Genomic DNA, 18494 nt, shown 5'->3' with positions numbered 1-18494 from the left:
GGGACGCACGCTACTCGTGGACTGCGGTGTGGGCGGCCGGTTCGTGCGGCACGTTCGGCTCCTCGCCCGGGGCAACGACGACGAACTGCCCCATCATGCCGTTGTCCTCGTGCCGGAGCAGGTGACAATGGTACATGTACGGCGTCGCCGGGCCGGGGCGGCCGGCGAACCGCATCAGCAGCCGGACGGTGTGCCCCGGCGCGATGTATACGGTGTCCTTCGGGCCGGACAGCGCGGGATGGCCGTCGCCGAGGACGCGGAAGCTCGTGCCGTGGATGTGGAAGTTGTGGATCGCGCCGCTGCTGTTGCGGACCTCCCACACCTCCGTGGCGCCGGCGGCGACGGTCTGGTCGAGGCGCGCCATGTCCATTTCGCGGCCGTCGATGGTGCCGGAGCCGGTGAGATCGATGCGTCGCGTGACGGTGGGTGTGCCGAGATCCTCGGGGGTGGTCGGTTCCCCGGGCACCGGCGCGCTGGGCGCGAGGGTCCGCGCGGCACGCAGTTCGAGGACGTCGAACTCGTCGTCACCGCCGGAGAACCGGGTCTGCCAGAAGTCCGCGCCCAGGTCCGGCGCCGTGCTGCGGAGCACGGTCGTCGTGCCCGCGGGCAACGCGACGACGATCTCGGCGCGCTCGCCGGGGGAGAGTTGGATGCGGCGCATCGGCGCCGGACGTTCGAGCAGGCCGCCGTCGGTGCCGATGAGCAGGAACGGCAGGCCGGCGTCGAAGGAGAAGTTGTAGACGCGGGCGTTGGAGGCGTTCAGCAGCCGCAGTCGGATCCGCTCGGTGGCGACGTCGAGGTAGGGCCGCGGGGTGCCGTTGACGACGATCTCGTCGCCGAGGAGACCGACGGCGGCGAACATCGGCCCGCCGGTGTCGAGCTGGTCGCCGTCGAACCGCTTGTCCTGCACCACGAGTGGGATGTCGTCGATCCCGTATCGATCGGGGAGGGACGGGCCGCCGGCCGGGTCGTCGAGCAGGAACATCCCGGCGACCCCGCGGTAGACGTGGTCGGCGGTGGCGCCGTGCGGGTGCGGGTGATACCACAGCGTTGCGGCGGGCTGGTCGATCGTCCACTGCGGACTCCACGTCGCCCCCGGGGGGATCGGCTGGTGCGGGCCGCCGTCCATCGCGGCCGGCAGGTGCATGCCGTGCCAGTGCAGGGTGCCGGTCTCGCCGAGATCGTTGGTGACGTTCACCCGCACCTGCTCGCCGCGCCCGGCACGCAGCGTCGGCCCGAGGTACGACCCGTTCACGCCCCAGGTCCGGGTACCGGGACCGCGACCGATGTCCGTGGTGCCGCGCTGCATGGTCAGATCGAACACGCGGACCCCGTCGGGCGTGACCGTGCTGTCCGCGAGCGGTGGGATGTTCAGCGGACGGTCGAAGGTGACCTGCCCGGTGGTGTCGACCACCGTCGAGTTCCAGGCGTGCACGACGAGGCCGGCAGCGATCGCGGTGACGAGGACGATCACAGCGACGACGGCGCCGGACAGTTGCAGCAGTACCCGCTTCACGAGATCGATACTGCTGGGGCGGGCGCGGCGGCACATCCGGGCGCACACCGGAAATCGGAATGGGGGACAACCCCGAAGGGGACCGGCGCGCCTGGGTACTCGGCGGACCGAACGGGAGGTTCCTGCGACGAGCGGGCGGTTGCCGGGCGTGCTACTCGGCCGATGCCGCGGGAACCGCCTTCTCGTCGCGAGTTCCTCCCGGTTCGAGGCCGAAGGTGCGCACGAAGGACGGGAGAGGCGATGATTTCGGGGTGACGCGATGGTCTGTATCGCTGTACACCCCGAAGAGGAACAGGAGCGAGTCCCGTGCGCATCGTGGTCAGTGAGTTCATGAGCCTGGACGGCGTCGTGCAGGCGCCGGGTGGACCGGAGGAGGACACCGACGGGGGCTTCGCCCACGGCGGCTGGTCGTTCCCGTTCTTCGACGAGGAGGTGATGGGGGCGGCCATCGACGAGGCGATGGGCCGTACCGGGGCCCTGCTGTTCGGGCGGCGCACGTGGCAGACGATGGCCGCGGCGTGGCCCGAGCGGGCCGGCGACCCGTTCGCGGATCGGATGAACGCCGTCCCGAAGTACGTCGTGTCCCGGACGTTGCGGGACGAGGATCTGACGTGGAACAACACCACGCTGATCCCCGGCGACGAGGTCGTCGCAGCCGTGCGGAAGCTGCACGAGACCGACGGCGGCGACCTGATGGTCATGGGAAGCCCCACTCTTGTCCGGACCCTGCTCCACGAAGGGCTGGTCGACGAACTGCGGCTCATGATCGAGCCGGTGATCCTCGGCGGCGGAAAGACGATCTTCCCGGGCGACGGTGTGCAGCGCATGCTCGCGCTGGTCTCCACGGTCACCAGCGGGACGGGCGTGCACGTCTGCACCTACCGCCCCGTCGCCGACGGGTAGGAGAAAAGCGTCAGCGTGCTGTGCGGATCGCCGGGATCCGGTCGTGCCGGTCGGCACGGACGATGCCGGGCAGCAACAGCTCCCACATCTGGTCGAGGCGGACCTCGAGGTCCGCGCGGCCGGCGAGGACCATCGACAGGAGATACACCCCGGCGACGGCGGAGACGAGGAACCGGGCGTGCGCTGTCGGGTGCAGTCGGGTGCTCAGCTCGCCTTCGGCTGCGGCGCGTCGGAACAGGCTCTCGAACACTGTGATCCAGCCTCGGTACGCCTCGGGATCGGCGCGTTCGTATTCGCCGGTCAGCCGCAATCCGGCCTGGACGATCAGGTCTTCGGTGAACAACCGGCCCAGCGCATGGGTGAGCGCGACCAGCTGCTCGAGCGCCGGGGCGTCGGTGTGCAGGACCGCGCCGATCGTGGCGAGGGTGCGCTGTTCCTGTTCGGTGATCAACGCCTGGACCAAGGCGTCCTTGGTGGGGAAGTGGAAGGTCAGTGCGCCCTTGGTCACTTCGGCCGAGGCTGCGGCCTCTGCCAGGGCCGTGCCGTGGATGCCGTTGTCGGCGAACAACTGCGCGGCGGCGAGGAGGATCTGTTGTCGTGTCCGGATCGCGCGCTGCTGGGCCGGGCGCCCGGCAGGGGAAGCCGCGGCCGGCGCGTTCGCGTCGGCCGGGGCCGCTGCCGATTCGACGGTCGGTACACCGACGGAGTCCCGGGGCATCACCACTCCTCGCTTCGTCGTCCGCCCCCACAGCATGCGTGACCTAGGTGCGGACGGGGGTGTTCCGTTCGGGCCGGCCCCCCGAGCCTGCCCGAACGGAACCTCACCCTCCGCTCCCCGCGGTGCAACCAGAGGCCCGTCCGTGCCGCGGCGCACGCCACGTCCCGGAGGTCTGTCCCTGGAGGCGCTCTCAGCGTACCATCGAAAAACCAATCGTCCGGTTTCGTTAGTGCATCTGCGTCGGTGGGCGGTCGACCTCGTGATCGGCGCCCTCGGTGCTGGTCGGTCTCGATCTGCCGGCGCCCGTTGATGTCCGCTTGTGCAGGGTAGTTGTCAAGAGGCGGCTTGCGCTTCCGTGGAGTTCATCACCCGTATTGGATATTATCTGCGTATGAATGCAGATAATGATTCATGTCGGCGGCGGTTGCCGAACGATCAGGTCGATCTCGTGGTCGAGGTCTTCCGTATGCTGGCCGATTCCACTCGAGTCCAGGTGTTGTGGGCGTTGGTGGATCGAGAGTTGTCGGTCAACGACCTTGCCGAGCATGTGGGGAAGCCCGCCCCGTCGGTGTCGCAACATCTGGCGAAGCTGCGGATGGCGCGGCTGGTGCGCACTCGGAAGGAGGGCACCCAGGTGATTTACCGGTTGGAGAACGATCACGTCCGCCAACTGGTGACCGACGCGGTGTTCAATGCCGAGCATGCCGGGCCCGGCGTTCCCGGTCATCACCGCACCGGCGACGATCTGCGGATTCTGCATCCCGAGCGAGGCGTCGATCCCGCACCGGCACGCACGGAAGGTGGCCGAGCATGAGCCACGCGCCGAAACCGCCAACTCACACCCACAGCCACACCCACGGTCATGGGCATGGGCACGAACGCGGTGGCCGGTGGGGTGCCGCGGTGCGGGAGGTGTTCGCTCCGCACAGTCACGACGCGGCGGACAGTGTCGACGACGCGCTCGAGTCCAGCGAAATCGGTATCCGGGCGGTCAAGATCAGCCTGGTCGCGCTGGTTGTCACCGCGGTCGCGCAGTTGGCTGTCGTCGCCGTCTCCGGATCGGTCGCGCTGTTCGCGGACACGGTGCACAACTTCTCCGACGCGTTGACGGCGATTCCGCTGTGGATCGCGTTCGCGCTCGGCCGCCGGGCCGCCACCCGTCGCTACACCTACGGGTTCGGGCGGGCCGAGGACCTGGCCGGGCTGTTCGTGGTCGCGATGATCACCCTGTCCGCGGTGGTCGCCGGGGTCGAGGCGGTGCGTCGGCTGATCAACCCCGTCCCGATCCAGCAACTCGGATGGGTCGCCCTGGCCGGGCTCGTCGGATTCGTCGGCAACGAACTCGTCGCGCTCTACCGCATTCGCGTCGGCCGCCGGATCGGCTCCGCCGCTCTGGTCGCCGACGGGCTGCATGCTCGCACCGACGGTTTCACCTCCCTGGCTGTGTTGCTCGGCGCCGGCGGCGTGGCCCTCGGGTTCCCGCTGGCCGACCCGATCGTCGGACTGGTCATCACCGTCGCGATCCTCGTGGTCCTGCGCACCGCGGTGCGGGATGTGTTCCGGCGGTTGATGGACGGGATCGATCCCGAACTCGTCGATGCCGCCGAAAGATCGTTGTCCGATGAGCCCGGCGTGCGCAGCGTGCGCAGTGTGCGGATGCGGTGGATCGGGCACCGGTTGTATGCCGACGTCGAACTCGACATCGATGCCGACACGAGCCTGGCCGACGCGCACCGGTTGGCGCACGAGGCCGAACACACCCTCACCCATGCGGTGCCGAAACTGTCCACTGCGCTCGTCCACGCCTATCCGGCGCACAACCCCGTCGCCGCCGGCAAGTCCTCACCGCATCGGCGGTGACGGACCACCCAGGGAACAAGCGGTGGGGTTCGGCGGCTTCCTTCAGCGAGTCCTCGACGGCCTGGCGGCACTGTCCGGCGCGAACCCGGGCGATGAGGTGCTCGATGGTGTCCTCTCCGCGGTGGTTCGATCGGCTTGCCGCCGGCCGCGTGCATATTCGTCCTCCTCGGTTCGGCCGCCCGCGGCAACGATTTCCGGCTCGGATGTCACATTCGATTCGTGGCCGGTGTCTCCATGCCGAGAGCACATAACCGAAGGAGGAATCATGACCAGCAGCACCAGGATCCCGAAGGCGGAGCTGACCGGCATCTACGGCGCGCTCGTCAAGCGGATGTCCCGAAGGATGCTCGGCGACGTGCCCGAGGCGGTGGGGGTGATGTGGCACAACCGGAAAGTGCTGAACTTCAGCTTCGGGGTCGGTCGCCGGATTCAGAAGTGGGACCGGTGTGACGAGAACCTGAAGTCGTTCGCCCACATGGCGGTGGCCAGCCTGGTCGGATGCAGCTTCTGTCTGGACCTCGGCTACTTCCATGCCCACAACAAGGGGCTGGACGTGGCGAAGGCGCGTGAGGTGCCGCGGTGGCGCGAGTCGGATGTCTTCACGCCGCTGGAGCGCGACGTCATGGAGTACGCCGAGGCGATGACGCAGACCCCGCCGACGGTCACCGACGAGTTGTCGGCCCGGCTGCTGGAGGCGCTCGGCCCGGCCGCGATGGTGGAGCTGACCGCGTACATCGCGCTGACGAACTTCATGACCCGCTCCAACACTGCACTCGGCATCGAGTCGCAGGGGTTTTCCGCCGCCTGCAACCTCGCGCCGCTCGCCGTAGCGTCGAAGGCATGACCGGCGACCCGTTCGTCGCCCACCGCAACCTGCTCTTCACCGTCGCCTACGAGATGCTCGGCTCTGCTGCCGACGCCGAGGACGTCGTCCAGGAGACGTGGCTGCGGTGGGCCGACGTGGACCGGACGGAGGTGCGGGACGCACGGGCCTATCTGGTCCGGATCGTCACTCGGCTGGCGCTCAACCGGCTGCGGGCACTGGCGCGGCAACGCGAGGAGTACGTCGGGGAATGGCTGCCCGAGCCGCTGCTCACCAGTCCCGATGTGGCCGAGGACGCCGAGCTCACCGAGAGCGTCTCGATCGCGATGCTCACCGTGCTGGAGACCCTCGGTCCGGTCGAGCGGGCAGTGTTCGTGCTGCGTGAGGTGTTCGATACGCCGTACGACGAGATCGCCGAGGTGGTGGGTAAGACCCCGGCCGCGGTCCGGCAGATCGCGCACCGTGCCCGCCGGCATGTCACGGCGCGGCGGCCGCGGATGCGGGTGGACCCGGCCGAGCAGCTGGCAGTCGTCGAGACGTTCATGACTGCCCTCTCGACGGGGGACATGCAGGCTCTGATGGAGGTGCTCGCCCCGGACGTGGTGGCGATCGCCGACGGCGGCGGGGTGGTGCCGGCTGCCCGGAAGCCGATCGCCGGAGCCGAGAAACTGGCGGCGTTGCTGATCCGCTTGGCCAAGGCCCCGGGCTTCGTGGCGGCCGGCACCTGGCTCAACGGGATGCCGGGCGCACGATTCGAGGTCGAGGGCGCTGCCGCTGCAGTGAGTCTGGTGGTCGAGGGCGGCCGGATCACCCGCCTCTACGCGATCAACAACCCACACAAACTGGGGCGGCTGGAGACGTCGGCGGAACTGCGGCGGTGACCGTGGTCCGCGGGTGGTCGGCCGGCCAATCGAACATATGTACGATGAGCGCAGGAGGTCGACCCGAAGGCGGTGACGGATGGGGTGGGGGAGTGGCCCGCCGACCTGGTCGGAGCTCGAACGCGTGCTGTCGGGCCGGCCCCGGCGCGACGTGGAGTTCCCCGGTGACGGCAGCGACAGTCCCGCCTGGTCGCGCACCCGGGGGGAGTACGAACCGCGTGTCCGGCCGCCCGACGGGCCTACCGTGCCCTACGCCGAACTGCACGCCCACTCGGCGTTCAGCTTCCTCGACGGCGCTTCCGGCCCCGAGGAATTCGTGGAGGAGGCGGTGCGTCTCGGCCTCGAAGCCGTTGCGCTCACCGATCACGACGGCCTCTACGGCGTCGTGCGCTTCGCCGAGGCCGCCCGCGAGCTGGGGATGCGTACCGTGTTCGGTGCCGAGCTCTCCCTCGATGCCGGATCGGCGGACGAGACGCACCTGCTGGTCCTTGCGCGGGGGCAGGAGGGGTATCGGCGGTTGTCCCGCGAGATTGCCGCCGCGCACCTGGCGGGCGGGGAGAAGGGCAGGCCCCGCTACGACTACGACGCGCTCACCGGTGCGGCCGGCGGGCACTGGCAGATTCTCACCGGCTGCCGCCGCGGACACGTCCGCCGGGCACTCGAGGTCGGGGGGCCCGAGGCGGCGGGGACGGCACTGCGCGACCTCGTCGAGCGCTTCGGCGCCGATCGTGTCACGGTCGAGCTCACTCACCACGGCCTCCCCGAGGACGACGAGCGCAACGCGCTGCTCGCGGAACTTGCCGACAATCAAGGCCTTTCGTGTATCGCCAGCACGGCGGCCCACTACGCCACGCCGCACCGCCGGCGTCTGGCGACGGCCCTGGCCGCCATCCACGACCGGCAGAGTCTCGACGAGGCCGCGGGACGGCTCCTCCCGACCGGTGGCGCCCACCTGCGTTCCGGCGCCGAGATGGCACGACTGTTCGCCGCCCACCCCGGCGCCGTCCGTCGTGCCGCCGAACTCGCCCGCGACTGTGCCTTCGACCTGCGGCTCATCGCCCCGAACCTGCCCCCGTTCGACGTACCCGAGGGGCATACCGAACTCAGCCGGCTGCGCGAACTCGCCCTGAGCGGGGCGCGGCACCGCTACGGCGCCCCCGAGGACAACCCGGCGGCCTACCGGCAGATCGAGCACGAACTCGACGTCATCGGCCGGCTGAACTTCCCCGGCTACTTCCTCGTGGTGCACGACATCGTCACCTTCTGCAAGGACAACGACATCCTCTGCCAGGGGCGAGGTTCGGCCGCCAACTCCGCCGTCTGCTACGCCATCGGCATCACCAACGTCGACCCGGTCCGCAACGAGCTGCTCTTCGAACGATTCCTCTCCCCGGAGCGCGACGGCCCCCCCGACATCGACATCGACATCGAATCCGACCGCCGCGAGGAAGCCATCCAGCACGTCTACGCCAAGTACGGGCGCATGCACGCCGCCCAGGTCGCCAACGTCGTCACCTACCGCGGCAAATCCGCCGTCCGCGACATGGCGCGGGCCCTCGGCTATGCGCAGGGCCAGCAGGACGCCTGGAGCCGGCAGGTCACCCGGTGGCACGGCGTGGAACAGGAGACCGACACCGACATCCCCCCGCCCGTCCTCGAGCTCGCCGCCCAGGTCGAGGGCCTGCCGCGCCATCTCGGCATCCACTCCGGCGGGATGGTGATCTGCGACCGTCCCGTCGCCGACGTGTGCCCCGTCGAATGGGCCCGCATGGCGGGCCGCACCGTGCTGCAGTGGGACAAGGACGACTGCGCGGCCGCGGGACTGGTCAAGTTCGACCTGCTCGGACTGGGCATGCTCTCCGCGCTGCACTACATGATCGACCTCGTCGCCGAGCACGAGGGGATCACGGTGGATCTCGCTCGTCTCGACCTCGCCGAGGAGGGGGTGTACGAGATGCTGCGCCGTGCCGACGCCGTCGGGGTGTTCCAGGTCGAGTCCCGCGCGCAGATGGCCACCCTCCCGCGCCTGAAGCCGCGCGTCTTCTACGACCTGGTGGTCGAGGTGGCGCTCATCCGGCCCGGTCCCATCCAGGGCGGGTCCGTGCACCCGTACATCCGGCGCCGCAACGGGCTCGAGCCCGTCACCTACGACCACCCCTGCCTCGAGAAGGCCCTGAAACGCACCCTCGGGGTCCCGCTGTTCCAGGAACAGCTGATGCAGATGGCTGTCGACGCCGCCGGGTTCACGGCCGCCGAGGCCGACCGGTTACGGCGCGCGATGGGGGCCAAGCGTTCCACCGCGAAGATGGAACGGCTGCGCGGCCGGCTCTACGACGGCATGCGCGAGCGGCACGGCATCACCGGCGACGTTGCCGACCGCATCTACGAGAAGCTCTATGCCTTCGCGAATTTCGGTTTCCCCGAAAGTCATTCGCAGAGTTTCGCCGCCCTGGTGTTCTATTCCGCATGGTTCAAGCTGCATCATCCGGCGGCGTTCTGCGCGGGCCTGCTGCGTGCGCAGCCGATGGGGTTCTACTCGCCGCAGTCCCTCGTCGCCGACGCCCGCCGTCACGGTGTCGTGGTCCACGGGCCCGACGTGAACGTGGGCCTCGCCCACGCCACCACCGAGAACCGGGGCCGGGAGGTGCGTCTCGGCCTCGGCGCGGTCCGCCACCTCGGTGACGCGCTCGCCGAACGGATCGTCGCCGAGCGCACGGCGCACGGCCCGTACACGTCGTTCCCGGACCTGTCCCGGCGCGTCGAGCTGAGCACCGCCCAGGCCGAGGCCCTCGCCACGGCCGGCGCCCTCGGGTGCTTCGGCATCACCCGCCGGGAGGCGCTGTGGTCGGCGAGCGCCGCAGCGGCGCAGCGGCCCGACCGGCTACCCGGCGTCGGCGCTTCGACGCAGGCCCCCGCGCTGCCCGGCATGAGCGATGTCGAACTGGCCGCCGCGGACGTGTGGGCGACGGGAGTCTCCCCGGACAGCTACCCCACCCAGTTCCTGCGGCCGCAGCTCGACGCGCTCGGCGTCGTGCCGGCGGCGCGGCTGCTGCAGGTCCCCGACGGGGCCTGGGTGCTCGTGGGCGGCGCGGTCACGCACCGGCAGCGTCCCGCGACCGCCGAGGGCGTGACGTTCCTCAATCTCGAGGACGAGACCGGGATGGTGAACGTGGTGTGCTCCGTCGGCCTGTGGGCGCGGTACCGCACGCTCGCGCACACCGCACCGGCGCTGCTCGTGCGCGGGCGGGTGCAGAACGCGGAGGGAGCGGTGACGGTGGTGGCGGACCGGTTGCAGCGCATGGATCTGCGCATCATCGGAAAGTCCCGCGACTTCCGTTAGCATCCTGCGGCATGCGACGCCCCCTGGTGCTCCTGCTCGCCCTGCTCGCGTGGTTCCTGGCCGGATGCGCCGGAGGCGGCGAGGGGCCGGCTGACGGTGGGCCAGGTGACGGGGCGCCGCCGCAGCCCTCCCTGTCCGACGGCACCCGCGAATCCGCGCCCGCGGACGCGCAGGCCACCGCGCGCAAGGAGATCGTCACCGGGCACCTGGTTCTGCGTGCCGATGATCCGATCGCGGCCGGACGACAGGTGGTGACGCTCGTCGAGGCCGCGGGCGGCCGGGTGGATTCGGTCACCGAGCAGCCGGGCGCCGGCAGCATGCTGACCGTCCGGGTGCCGGCGGACCGGCTCACCGGAACGATCGAGGACATCCGCGGTCTCGGCGAGGTGACCAGCCTGACGACCACCCGCGAGGACGTCACGCTCCAGTACACCGATCTCGAGGCGCGGATCGCGGCCCTGCAGTCGTCGGTGGACCGGCTGCGCGCACTGATGGCCTCGGCCGCGAGCACCGCCGACCTCATCGAGGCCGAGAACGCGCTGGCGCAGCGCCAGGGCGAACTCGACGGCCTCGTCGCCCAGCAGCGCTACCTCGCCGACCAGATCGAGCTGTCCACCCTGACCGTGGACATCTCGGCAGAGCGCCGCGCGGACCGGGACAGCTTCTGGGACGGAGTCCTCGCCGGATGGGACGCGTTGCGCTCGGCGCTGGCCGGGTCGGTGGTCGCTTTGGGGGTGGCGCTACCGTGGGTGGGGTTTCTCGCCGTGTGCGCAGCCGTCGTCTACGTGGTAGTCCGGCTCCTCGCACGGCGCGACAAACCGGAACCAGCCCCGAACCCGGAGAGGAACGACCAGGATGCGTGAGGTCGGCCTGGCCGCATTGGACACCGCGCTCGCCGCCGGTGCACCCGTCATCGACGTCCGTGAGCGCGACGAGTACCTGCAGGTGCGGGTGCCCGGCGTGACGCTCATCCCGCTCAGCGAGTTCGTCGCCCGCGCCGACGAGATCCCGGACGCCGACACCGTCTACGTGATCTGTGCGGTCGGAGGACGCAGTTCGCAGGCAGCCAGCTATCTCGCCGGACGCGGCATCAACGCCGTGTCGGTGGCCGGCGGCACCGTGGCGTGGCAGCAGTCCGGCCGCGACATCGAAGCCGGGGTCTGACCGGCCGTCGCCCCGGAGGCGGTCACCCGGTCCCGCGCCGAGCGGCGGGGGAGGGGCCGCGCCGCAGGATCGAGCGGGCGCAGCGCACCACGGTCGGACGGTCGTAGGACACGACGTAGTCGAACTCACGGTCCCCGGCGGGATGCCGATGGTGGGTGCTCACCGCGGAGAGCACGCCCGCGAAGTGGGCCCCGAGGACCACGACGTTCCACTCCTCGGCCAGCGGGTCCGCCGGGTCGAGGGGCGTGTGGACGACGCTGGACTCCACACCGGCCTTCATCCCCACTGCGTAGGCGCCGGCGTGGGCGACGCCCCCGGCCATGCCCGACCAGCGGGATCGGGTGGAGGCGCAGAAGTGGTCGACGTGCCGGAACGTGCCGAGCACCAGGGTGTCCGGACCGGCGGTGGCGGCGTGAGCTTCCAGGGTGGCGGTCATCCGGGCCAGCAGATGCTCGGTGCTGCGCACCGGGACGCGGCCGGACGCCACGGTGGCGTAGGGGGTCGGCGTCTCCACGTCGGGTGTGCTCCACGTCGGGCTCGGCGGGAAACGCTCGGCGGGCTCGGCTCGCAGCGCGGGCGGATACAGCCGGCCGAGGCCGTGGGTGGCCCCGAGTTCGAGTGCCCGCCGCCGGTGCCGGAGTGAGTCGACCCCGTCGGCCACCAGGACGGCGCCCGTACGTTCGACGTGCGCGGCCACGGCATGGAGGGTGGGCGCGACGTCGCTGTCCGCCCGGCGGGTCAGCATCCTGGACGCGAGGATCACGATCTCCGGTTCGAGCAGCGCCAGCAGCGCCGAGGCCCGCGGATCGGCCCCCACCTCGTCGACCGCCACGAGCCGCCCGGCGCGGCGGGCTTCGGCGGCCGCGCGCACGGCGTGGCCGAGGGCGTCGCGCGCGCCGGAGTCCGGTCCGAGGTGGACGGGGACGAGTACGGAGACGTCGGCGGCCGGAACCGCGCGGTGGGGCGCCCGGCGTCGGGGGGACGGCCCGGACGCGCGTACCAGTGATGCCGCGAGCAGTCCGTCGTCGAGGCGCCGGATCGGTACTTCGACGGCGTCGAGCGTTTCCACCTCGTCGCCGTCAGATCGCGGCGGCGACGACCGCCACCGCACCTGCGACGATGGCCGTGAGGGCGACGGCCAGCAGCGCGGAGCCGGCCACCGCCACGGCGGCGAGCGCACCCACGACCGTGACGCCGCCGGCGAGGATCATGCCTGCGTGCGGGCCGTCGAGCAGCGCCGAGGGGCCCTTCGGGCGGTGGGGGATCCGTGGTGCCGTCATCTCTGTTCTCCGAGTCGTTCGCCCGACAGCCGGTCGGCGAGCGTGTCGCCGGGTGTACCGGAGCGGTCCGAGTACCGAGCATCCCCGTCGCAGGTGTCGAGCCCGACGCAGGAAGATCACGGAAGTGTAACGACGTATAACGAATCGATACGAAGTCCGATCTTCCTGCAACGCAAGGAAAAACGAACCCGGCGACGGGAGGGTGGGATGTCTACAGTCGTTCGTATGACTGCGACGACGGGCTCGCCGACGCCCCCGAAGCGCGCGCCGGACGCGGGGACCGAGGGGTCCGGCCCGGTCGGGGACGACCGCCTCCGGCCCCTCCTGGTCCGGGTCGCGGGAAAGGACCGTGCCGCCTTCGCGGCGCTCTACGACCTCACCGTCGCACAGGTGCACGGCATCGTCCTCCGAGTCGTGCGCGGCGACACCGACGCCGAGGACGTCACCCGCGAGGTGTTCGAGCAGGTGTGGCACACGGCCGACCGCTATGCCCCACAGGTCGGATCCCCCCTGGCCTGGCTGTCGGCGCTCGCGCACCGCCGGGCCGCCGACCGAATCCGCTCACGGGCCGGCGGGCCGCACGCCGGGGTCCCGGCCGCGGCCGAGGCGACGCCGCCCGGGTGCGGGCACGGTGAGCCGCTGTATCTCGCCTACTACGAGGGAATGACCTGCGGGCAGATCGCCGATCGCCTCGATCTGCCCGTCGCGACGGTCCGGGCCCGCATCCGGGCCGGTGTGGCCCGGATGCGGGCCACCGCCACGGACGTGCCCGCCGGCTGACGGCCTATCGGGTCAGCGCCGGCAGCACCGCGCCGAGGACATGCGGCATCCAGGGCGCGAACACCTGCGGGGTCTGTTCCACCTCGCGTACCACCTCGGCGAGGGACTGGAACCGCACCTCGGCCACTTCGCTCGGAACGGGACGAGGAGCCGTGGTGACGCGTCCGACGACCACGTGGTCGAACTCGTGCTCCATCAGCGACGAGTCCGGATCGTGGGCGGAGTAGACGACCGAGGCCACCTCCTGTAGGTCCGACGGGCGCACGCCCAGTTCGTCCCAGCTGCGCCGGGCCGCGGCGTCGAGCACGCTCTCGCCCGGCAGCGGGTGCCCGCAGCAGCTGTTGGCCCACAGGCCGGCGAAGTGGTACTTGTCCAGGCTTCTGCGCTGCAGCAGCACGTTGTCGTCGGCATCGAGCAGGAATGCCGAGAATGCGCGATGCAGCGGGGCCGGGGGGCGGTGCGCCGCCACCTTCTCGGCCGTCCCGACTTCCCGACCGTCGCGGTCGACCAGCACGACTAGAGTCACGACGTCTCACCTCCCCGTTCCACGTTCCCACAGTTGCGGCGTTTCCCCACGACGAGGCTCCGCACGCGGCGTCGGTGGGCATTCGGAGCGGCCACCGGAGTGGATGGGTTCGCTGCCGGACCGGCTCAGACCGCGCCCGCGAAGCCGTGCTGGCGCCACGCCTCGTACGTGACCACCGCCGCCGCGTTCGACAGGTTCAGCGAGCGCCGGCCCGGCAGCATCGGAATCCGCACCGTGGCGGTGACGTGCGGGTCGGCGAGCACCTCGTCGGACAGTCCGGTCGGTTCCGGCCCGAAGAGGAACACGTCACCGGGCCGGTACTCGAGCGCGGCGTACGACACGCTCGCGTGCGCGGTGAACGCGTACACCCGCTCCGGCCGCAGCGCGGCCCAGGCGGCCTCGAGGTTCTTGTGCACGGACACCGACGCCAGATCGTGGTAGTCCAGGCCGGCGCGCCGCAACTTGGGTTCGGAGAGATCGAATCCGAGCGGCTCCACCAGATGCAGCTCGCATCCGGTCCCGGCGACCATGCGGATCGCATTGCCTGTGTTGGGCGGGATACACGGCTCGTGGAACATCACTCGGAACACCGATCCAGCTTGCCAGTCGGTGTCTCCGGGTCGTTCGCCGGCAGCCGCTCCCGGGTCGGACCGTCGTGCGCGGCCGTCCGGCCGAGTCGCCGACGCGGCGTGCCCGGCCCGGGGTGGGACCGGCTGTGGTGAGGCTGTCTCCGCCCCGGCTGGACGACCTGAGACAATGGCGGTCGTGACTGCGACGATCCTGGACGGCAAAGCGACCCGCGACGAGATTTTCGAGGACCTGAAGGCCCGCGTGGCCGCGCTGAAGGCGAAGGGCATCACCCCCGGCCTCGGCACCGTTCTCGTCGGCGACGACCCGGGATCCGCGGCGTATGTGCGCGGCAAGCACAACGACTGCGCCAAGGTCGGCATCACCTCCATCCGCCGCGACCTGCCCGCCGCCACGACGCAGGAGGAGCTCGAGGCGGTCATCGACGAGCTGAACGCCGACCCCGCCTGCACCGGCTACATTGTGCAGCTGCCGCTCCCGAAGCACCTCGACGAGAACGCCGCGCTCGAGCGGATCGACCCCGACAAGGACGCCGACGGGCTGCACCCGATCAACCTCGGGCGCCTCGTCCTCGGCAAGGAGGCGGCGCTGCCGTGCACCCCGCGCGGCATCGTGCACCTGCTGCGCCGCTACGAGGTTCCGATCGCGGGCGCCCACGTGGCCGTCGTGGGCCGCGGCGTCACCGTCGGCCGGCCGATCGGGCTGCTGCTCACCCGGCGCAGCGAGAACGCCACCGTGACCCTCTGCCACACCGGCACGAAGGATCTCGCCGCGGAGGTGCGGCGCGCGGACATCGTCGTCGCCGCCGCCGGTGTGCCGGGACTGATCACCGCCGACATGGTCAAGCCGGGTGCGGCGGTCCTGGACGTGGGTGTGAGCCGGACGCCGGAGGGCCTGCGCGGCGACGTCGCCGACGACGTCCGCGAGGTCGCCGGGTTCCTCTCGCCCAATCCCGGCGGCGTCGGCCCCCTGACCCGCGCGTTCCTGCTGGCGAACGTGGTCGAGCGAGCCGAACAGCTCGCCGGCCGCTGACCCGGTGGTGCAACTGGCCGGCGCGGAGCGCTGGGTGCGTCTGGCCCGGCGGAATCTGCCGCTGCTGGCGGTGACGGTCGTCATCGCCGCGGCGGTGATCCTCGTCGTGGCGGATCGGTGGCGCCGCGGTGCGTTCGTCTTCGGCAGCGCCACCCTGCTCGCCGGCCTGCTGCGCCTGTGGGTGCCCGAGGGCCTGGTCGGCGTGCTCGCCGTGCGCAGCCGGACCTTCGACGTGTCCGCGCTCCTCGTGGTGGGCGGTCTCATCATCGCCCTGGCGGTCTCGATCGATCCTCTCGGCACCGGCTGAACCGCCGGGCCTCAGCGGCCCGGCGGCACGCGATTCTCAGCCCCGCGCGAGGGTGACGAGCTCGGACAGGAGCTTGGCGACGGCGTCGGCCTCGGTGAGGAAGCCGTCGTGACCGTCCCGGGACTCGAGGACACGCAGCCCGTCGCAGCCGGGCAGCCCGTCGGCGATCTCCTGCTGCAGCCGCAGCGGGTACAGGCGGTCGGAGTCCACGCCGGCGACGATCGTCGGCACCGGGGTGGATCCGAGCGCGGCGGCCACGCCGCCCCGGCCGTGCCCCACGTCGTGCCGGTTCATCGCCTGGGTGAGCGCCACGTAGGTACCGGGATCGAAGCGGGCGACGAGCTTGTCGGCCTGGTGCTCCAGGTAGCTCTGCACCGCGTATCGGCCACCGTTCCAAGGGTTTTCACTCCCCTGGGGGGAGTTGGCGAAGCGGGTGTCGAGCTCGCCCTCGGTCCGGTACGTCAGGTGCGCGATCCGCCGTGCGATGCCCAGTCCGGCCCGCGGCACCCGTCCGGTTCCGTAGTAGTCCCCGCCTTGCCAGTCCGGGTCGGCGGTGATTGCGGCGATCTGCGTGGTCTGGGTGCCGATCTGGTCGGCGGTGGCGCGGGCGCCCACCGCCAGGACCAGGGCCGCCCGCACCCGTTCCGGATATCCGACGATCCATTCGAGCGTCCGCATGCCGCCCATGGACCCTCCGGTCACGGCGGCGAACCTGTCGATGCCGAGCGCGTCGGCGAGGGCGACCTCGGCGGCGACCTGGTCGCGCACCGTGATGCCGGGGAACCGGGAGCCCCACGCCTTGCCGTCCGGGGCGGTCGAACCGGGCCCGGTCGTGCCGCGGCAGCCGCCCAGCACGTTCGTCGCCACGACGCACCACCGGTCGGTGTCGATCGGCGCACCGGGACCGACCATCCCGGACCACCAGCCCGGCGACGGGTGCTCGGGCCCGGCGGGGCCGGTCACGTGCGAGTCCCCGGTGAGGGCGTGTTCGACGAGGACCACGTTGTCGCGGGTCGGCGACAGCCTGCCCCACCGTTGCACCGCCACCGTCACGTCGGGCAGGGTCGCGCCGCTCTCCAGCGCCAGCGGCCCGATGTCGACCGTGCCCAGACGGCCGTCCTCCGGCGGCAGCTCCACGTGGCGCCGGTCGACGCGCGCCGTCAAGACGCGACCGCCTCGAGGCCGGTGGTGATGTCGGCGAGGATGTCGTCGATGCCTTCGATGCCCACGGCGAGGCGGACCTGGCCGGGGGTGACGCCGGCGGCGAGTTGCTCGGTGGCGGTGAGCTGGGAGTGGGTGGTGGAGGCGGGGTGGATGACCAGCGAGCGGACGTCGCCGATGTTGGCGACGTGGCTGTGCAGGGTCAGTGCGTCGACGAACTTCTTGCCGGCGTCGACGCCGCCGGCGAGTTCGAAGGTGACGATGGCGCCGGTGCCGCGGGGGGCGAGCTGCCGGCCGCGCCGGTACCAGGGGGAGGAGGGCAGGCCGGCGTAGGACACCGCGGTGACCTCGGGGCGGGTGGTGAGGAATTCGGCGACGCGGGCGGCGTTGGCGACGTGCCGTTCCATGCGCAGCGACAGGGTTTCCAGGCCCTGGGCGATGAGGAAGGCGTTGAACGGGGAGACCGCGGCGCCGAGGTCGCGCAGCAGTTGCACGCGGGCCTTGAGGGCGTAGGCGGGGGCGCCGAGGTCGGCGTAGACCACGCCGTGGTAGCTGGGGTCGGGGGTGACGAACTGGGGGTGCCGCGCGGTGCCGTCGGGGCCGGTGGCGGTCCAGTCGAAGGTGCCGCCGTCGACGAGGACGCCGGCGATGGCGGTGCCGTGGCCGCCGAGGTATTTGGTGGCCGAGTGCACGACGATGTCGGCGCCGTGCTCGAGGGGGCGGATCAGGTAGGGGGTGGCGACGGTGTTGTCGACGATCAGCGGCAGGTGGTGCTCGTGGGCCACCCCGGAGATGCCCGGCAGGTCGAGGAGGTGGTTCTTGGGGTTGGCGATGGTTTCGCCGTAGAAGGCGCGGGTGGTGGGGCGGATCGCGGCGCGCCACTGGTCGAGGTCGTCGGGGTCGTCGACGAAGGTGACCTCGATGCCGAGTCGGGGCAGGGTGTAGTGGAACAGGTTGTAGGTGCCGCCGTAGAGGTAGGGGCTGGAGACGAGGTGGTCGCCGGCGGCGGCGAGGTTGAGCACGGCGAAGGTTTCGGCGGCCTGGCCGGAGGACAGCAGCAGGGCGGCGGCGCCGCCTTCGAGGGCGGCGATGCGTTGTTCGACCGCGTCCTGGGTGGGGTTCATGATGCGGGTGTAGATGTTGCCCGGTTCGGTGAGGCCGAACAGGGCGGCGGCGTGGTCGGTGCTGTCGAAGGTGTAGCTGGTGGTCTGGTAGATCGGCAGGGCGCGGGCGCGGGTGTCGCCGCCGCCGGGCTGGCCCACGTGGATCTGCTTGGTCTCGAAGCTCCAGCCGTCTTCGCGCCGGGTGTTCTCGCTGTCGGTCATGATGTCCTTCTGGCCGTGGTCGGGAGGTCGGGGCGGCTAGGGGCGACAGCTCATGATCACAACCCTCATGACGAATACCTCCATCGGACCGGCTTGTCGTGCGGCGTGGCGCCGGACGACCGGGTCATCACCCGGAGCACCCCACCCTGGCCGGAGGGTTGCCGACCAGCAAGCCGGGGCTTCACGCTGGTACTCATGACCTGGCGCGAGTCTAGCGGCTCGAACGGATGCTTCGGTAGGCGACCCATACCTGCCGGCGGGAGGCGCCTGAGCAGGCGAAAGTTACCCAC

At 71.2% G+C, this 18494-nt stretch carries 19 protein-coding genes and 1 riboswitch; of the genes, 11 read left to right on the top strand and 8 right to left on the bottom strand.

Annotation, left to right across the window (positions count from 1 at the left end; translation table 11 throughout):
- Window positions 1–10: 10 nt before the first annotated feature.
- Window positions 11–1552, bottom strand: coding sequence for a multicopper oxidase family protein (locus ISO16_RS07520; protein WP_072635648.1), 1542 nt, complete (start codon window positions 1550–1552; stop codon window positions 11–13).
- Between the two features lie 270 nt (window positions 1553–1822).
- Between ISO16_RS07520 and ISO16_RS07515 the strand changes: the two genes are divergently transcribed.
- Entirely contained in the window at window positions 1823–2419 is a 597-nt protein-coding gene (locus ISO16_RS07515; protein ID WP_072635647.1) for a dihydrofolate reductase family protein, read from the top strand.
- Window positions 2420–2429: 10 nt separating this feature from the next.
- Here ISO16_RS07515 and ISO16_RS07510 read toward each other — a convergent pair whose 3' ends face one another.
- Window positions 2430–3137, bottom strand: a complete 708-nt coding sequence (locus ISO16_RS07510; protein WP_072635682.1) for a ScbR family autoregulator-binding transcription factor — start codon at window positions 3135–3137, stop codon at window positions 2430–2432.
- Window positions 3138–3528: 391 nt separating this feature from the next.
- Here ISO16_RS07510 and ISO16_RS07505 point away from each other — a divergent pair, with 391 nt between their 5' ends.
- The 7 genes from ISO16_RS07505 (at window position 3529) to ISO16_RS07475 (ending at window position 11205) form a co-directional block, all read left to right on the top strand.
- Window positions 3529–3951 carry an ArsR/SmtB family transcription factor gene (locus ISO16_RS07505; protein WP_072635646.1) on the top strand — a complete coding sequence of 141 codons (423 nt, stop codon included), beginning with the start codon at window positions 3529–3531 and terminating at the stop codon, window positions 3949–3951.
- Window positions 3948–4997 (top strand): cation diffusion facilitator family transporter, encoded by a 1050-nt coding sequence (locus tag ISO16_RS07500; RefSeq protein WP_072635645.1) that lies wholly within the window; start codon window positions 3948–3950, stop codon window positions 4995–4997. Before ISO16_RS07505 ends, ISO16_RS07500 begins: the two co-directional genes overlap by 4 nt.
- A 265-nt stretch (window positions 4998–5262) precedes the next feature.
- Window positions 5263–5841, top strand: coding sequence for a carboxymuconolactone decarboxylase family protein (locus ISO16_RS07495; protein ID WP_029544755.1), 579 nt, complete (start codon window positions 5263–5265; stop codon window positions 5839–5841).
- Entirely contained in the window at window positions 5838–6701 is an 864-nt protein-coding gene (locus ISO16_RS07490; protein ID WP_072635644.1) for an RNA polymerase sigma-70 factor, read from the top strand. Before ISO16_RS07495 ends, ISO16_RS07490 begins: the two co-directional genes overlap by 4 nt.
- A 79-nt stretch (window positions 6702–6780) precedes the next feature.
- Window positions 6781–10041: an error-prone DNA polymerase gene (locus ISO16_RS07485; protein ID WP_072635643.1), complete on the top strand. Its 3261-nt coding sequence runs from the start codon at window positions 6781–6783 to the stop codon at window positions 10039–10041.
- 11 nt (window positions 10042–10052) lie between these two features.
- Entirely contained in the window at window positions 10053–10904 is an 852-nt protein-coding gene (locus tag ISO16_RS07480) for a DUF4349 domain-containing protein (protein ID WP_072635642.1), read from the top strand.
- Window positions 10897–11205 (top strand): rhodanese-like domain-containing protein, encoded by a 309-nt coding sequence (locus ISO16_RS07475; RefSeq protein ID WP_006945846.1) that lies wholly within the window; start codon window positions 10897–10899, stop codon window positions 11203–11205. Before ISO16_RS07480 ends, ISO16_RS07475 begins: the two co-directional genes overlap by 8 nt.
- A gap of 22 nt (window positions 11206–11227) precedes the next feature.
- On the opposite strand, the gene ISO16_RS07470 is transcribed toward ISO16_RS07475, so the two are convergent.
- Both ISO16_RS07470 and ISO16_RS07465 read right to left on the bottom strand, forming a co-directional pair.
- On the bottom strand, window positions 11228–12274 hold the full coding sequence (locus tag ISO16_RS07470) for a DICT sensory domain-containing protein (RefSeq protein ID WP_072635641.1): 1047 nt from the start codon (window positions 12272–12274) through the stop codon (window positions 11228–11230).
- A gap of 10 nt (window positions 12275–12284) precedes the next feature.
- Window positions 12285–12485, bottom strand: coding sequence for a hypothetical protein (locus ISO16_RS07465; protein ID WP_029544747.1), 201 nt, complete (start codon window positions 12483–12485; stop codon window positions 12285–12287).
- Window positions 12486–12710: 225 nt separating this feature from the next.
- Here ISO16_RS07465 and ISO16_RS07460 point away from each other — a divergent pair, with 225 nt between their 5' ends.
- Complete coding sequence (locus tag ISO16_RS07460; RefSeq protein WP_072635640.1) at window positions 12711–13265, top strand: sigma factor; 555 nt, start codon at window positions 12711–12713, stop codon at window positions 13263–13265.
- 4 nt (window positions 13266–13269) lie between these two features.
- Here the strand turns inward: ISO16_RS07460 and idi are convergent, their stop codons facing one another.
- Together idi and ISO16_RS07450 are read right to left on the bottom strand one after the other, a co-directional pair.
- Window positions 13270–13791, bottom strand: coding sequence for an isopentenyl-diphosphate Delta-isomerase (gene idi, locus ISO16_RS07455; RefSeq protein WP_044476485.1), 522 nt, complete (start codon window positions 13789–13791; stop codon window positions 13270–13272).
- A 125-nt stretch (window positions 13792–13916) separates the two neighbouring features.
- Window positions 13917–14381: a tRNA (cytidine(34)-2'-O)-methyltransferase gene (locus ISO16_RS07450; RefSeq protein WP_050035501.1), complete on the bottom strand. Its 465-nt coding sequence runs from the start codon at window positions 14379–14381 to the stop codon at window positions 13917–13919.
- 175 nt (window positions 14382–14556) lie between these two features.
- Between ISO16_RS07450 and ISO16_RS07445 the strand changes: the two genes are divergently transcribed.
- Both ISO16_RS07445 and ISO16_RS07440 read left to right on the top strand, forming a co-directional pair.
- The gene (locus ISO16_RS07445) at window positions 14557–15411 is read left to right on the top strand and encodes a bifunctional methylenetetrahydrofolate dehydrogenase/methenyltetrahydrofolate cyclohydrolase (protein ID WP_185113681.1); all 855 of its coding nucleotides are present in this window, start codon (window positions 14557–14559) and stop codon (window positions 15409–15411) included.
- Between the two features lie 4 nt (window positions 15412–15415).
- Complete coding sequence (locus ISO16_RS07440) at window positions 15416–15718, top strand: DUF3017 domain-containing protein (protein ID WP_072635639.1); 303 nt, start codon at window positions 15416–15418, stop codon at window positions 15716–15718.
- Between the two features lie 36 nt (window positions 15719–15754).
- Here ISO16_RS07440 and metX read toward each other — a convergent pair whose 3' ends face one another.
- Window positions 15755–16882, bottom strand: a complete 1128-nt coding sequence (gene metX, locus ISO16_RS07435) for a homoserine O-acetyltransferase MetX (protein WP_029544736.1) — start codon at window positions 16880–16882, stop codon at window positions 15755–15757.
- A complete protein-coding gene (locus ISO16_RS07430; protein WP_029544734.1) occupies window positions 16879–18204 on the bottom strand; it encodes a bifunctional o-acetylhomoserine/o-acetylserine sulfhydrylase in 1326 nt (441 codons plus the stop codon). Before ISO16_RS07430 ends, metX begins: the two co-directional genes overlap by 4 nt.
- Window positions 18205–18289: 85 nt before the next feature.
- Window positions 18290–18405: riboswitch (SAM riboswitch) on the bottom strand.
- Between the last annotated feature and the right edge of the window lie 89 nt (window positions 18406–18494).

The sequence above is a fragment of the Rhodococcus sp. M8 genome, from assembly GCF_015654185.1.
Taxonomy (GTDB): domain Bacteria; phylum Actinomycetota; class Actinomycetes; order Mycobacteriales; family Mycobacteriaceae; genus Rhodococcus; species Rhodococcus aetherivorans.
The sequence above is the reverse complement of the archived record's forward strand: the minus strand, read 5'-3'. Positions and strand labels throughout refer to the sequence as shown.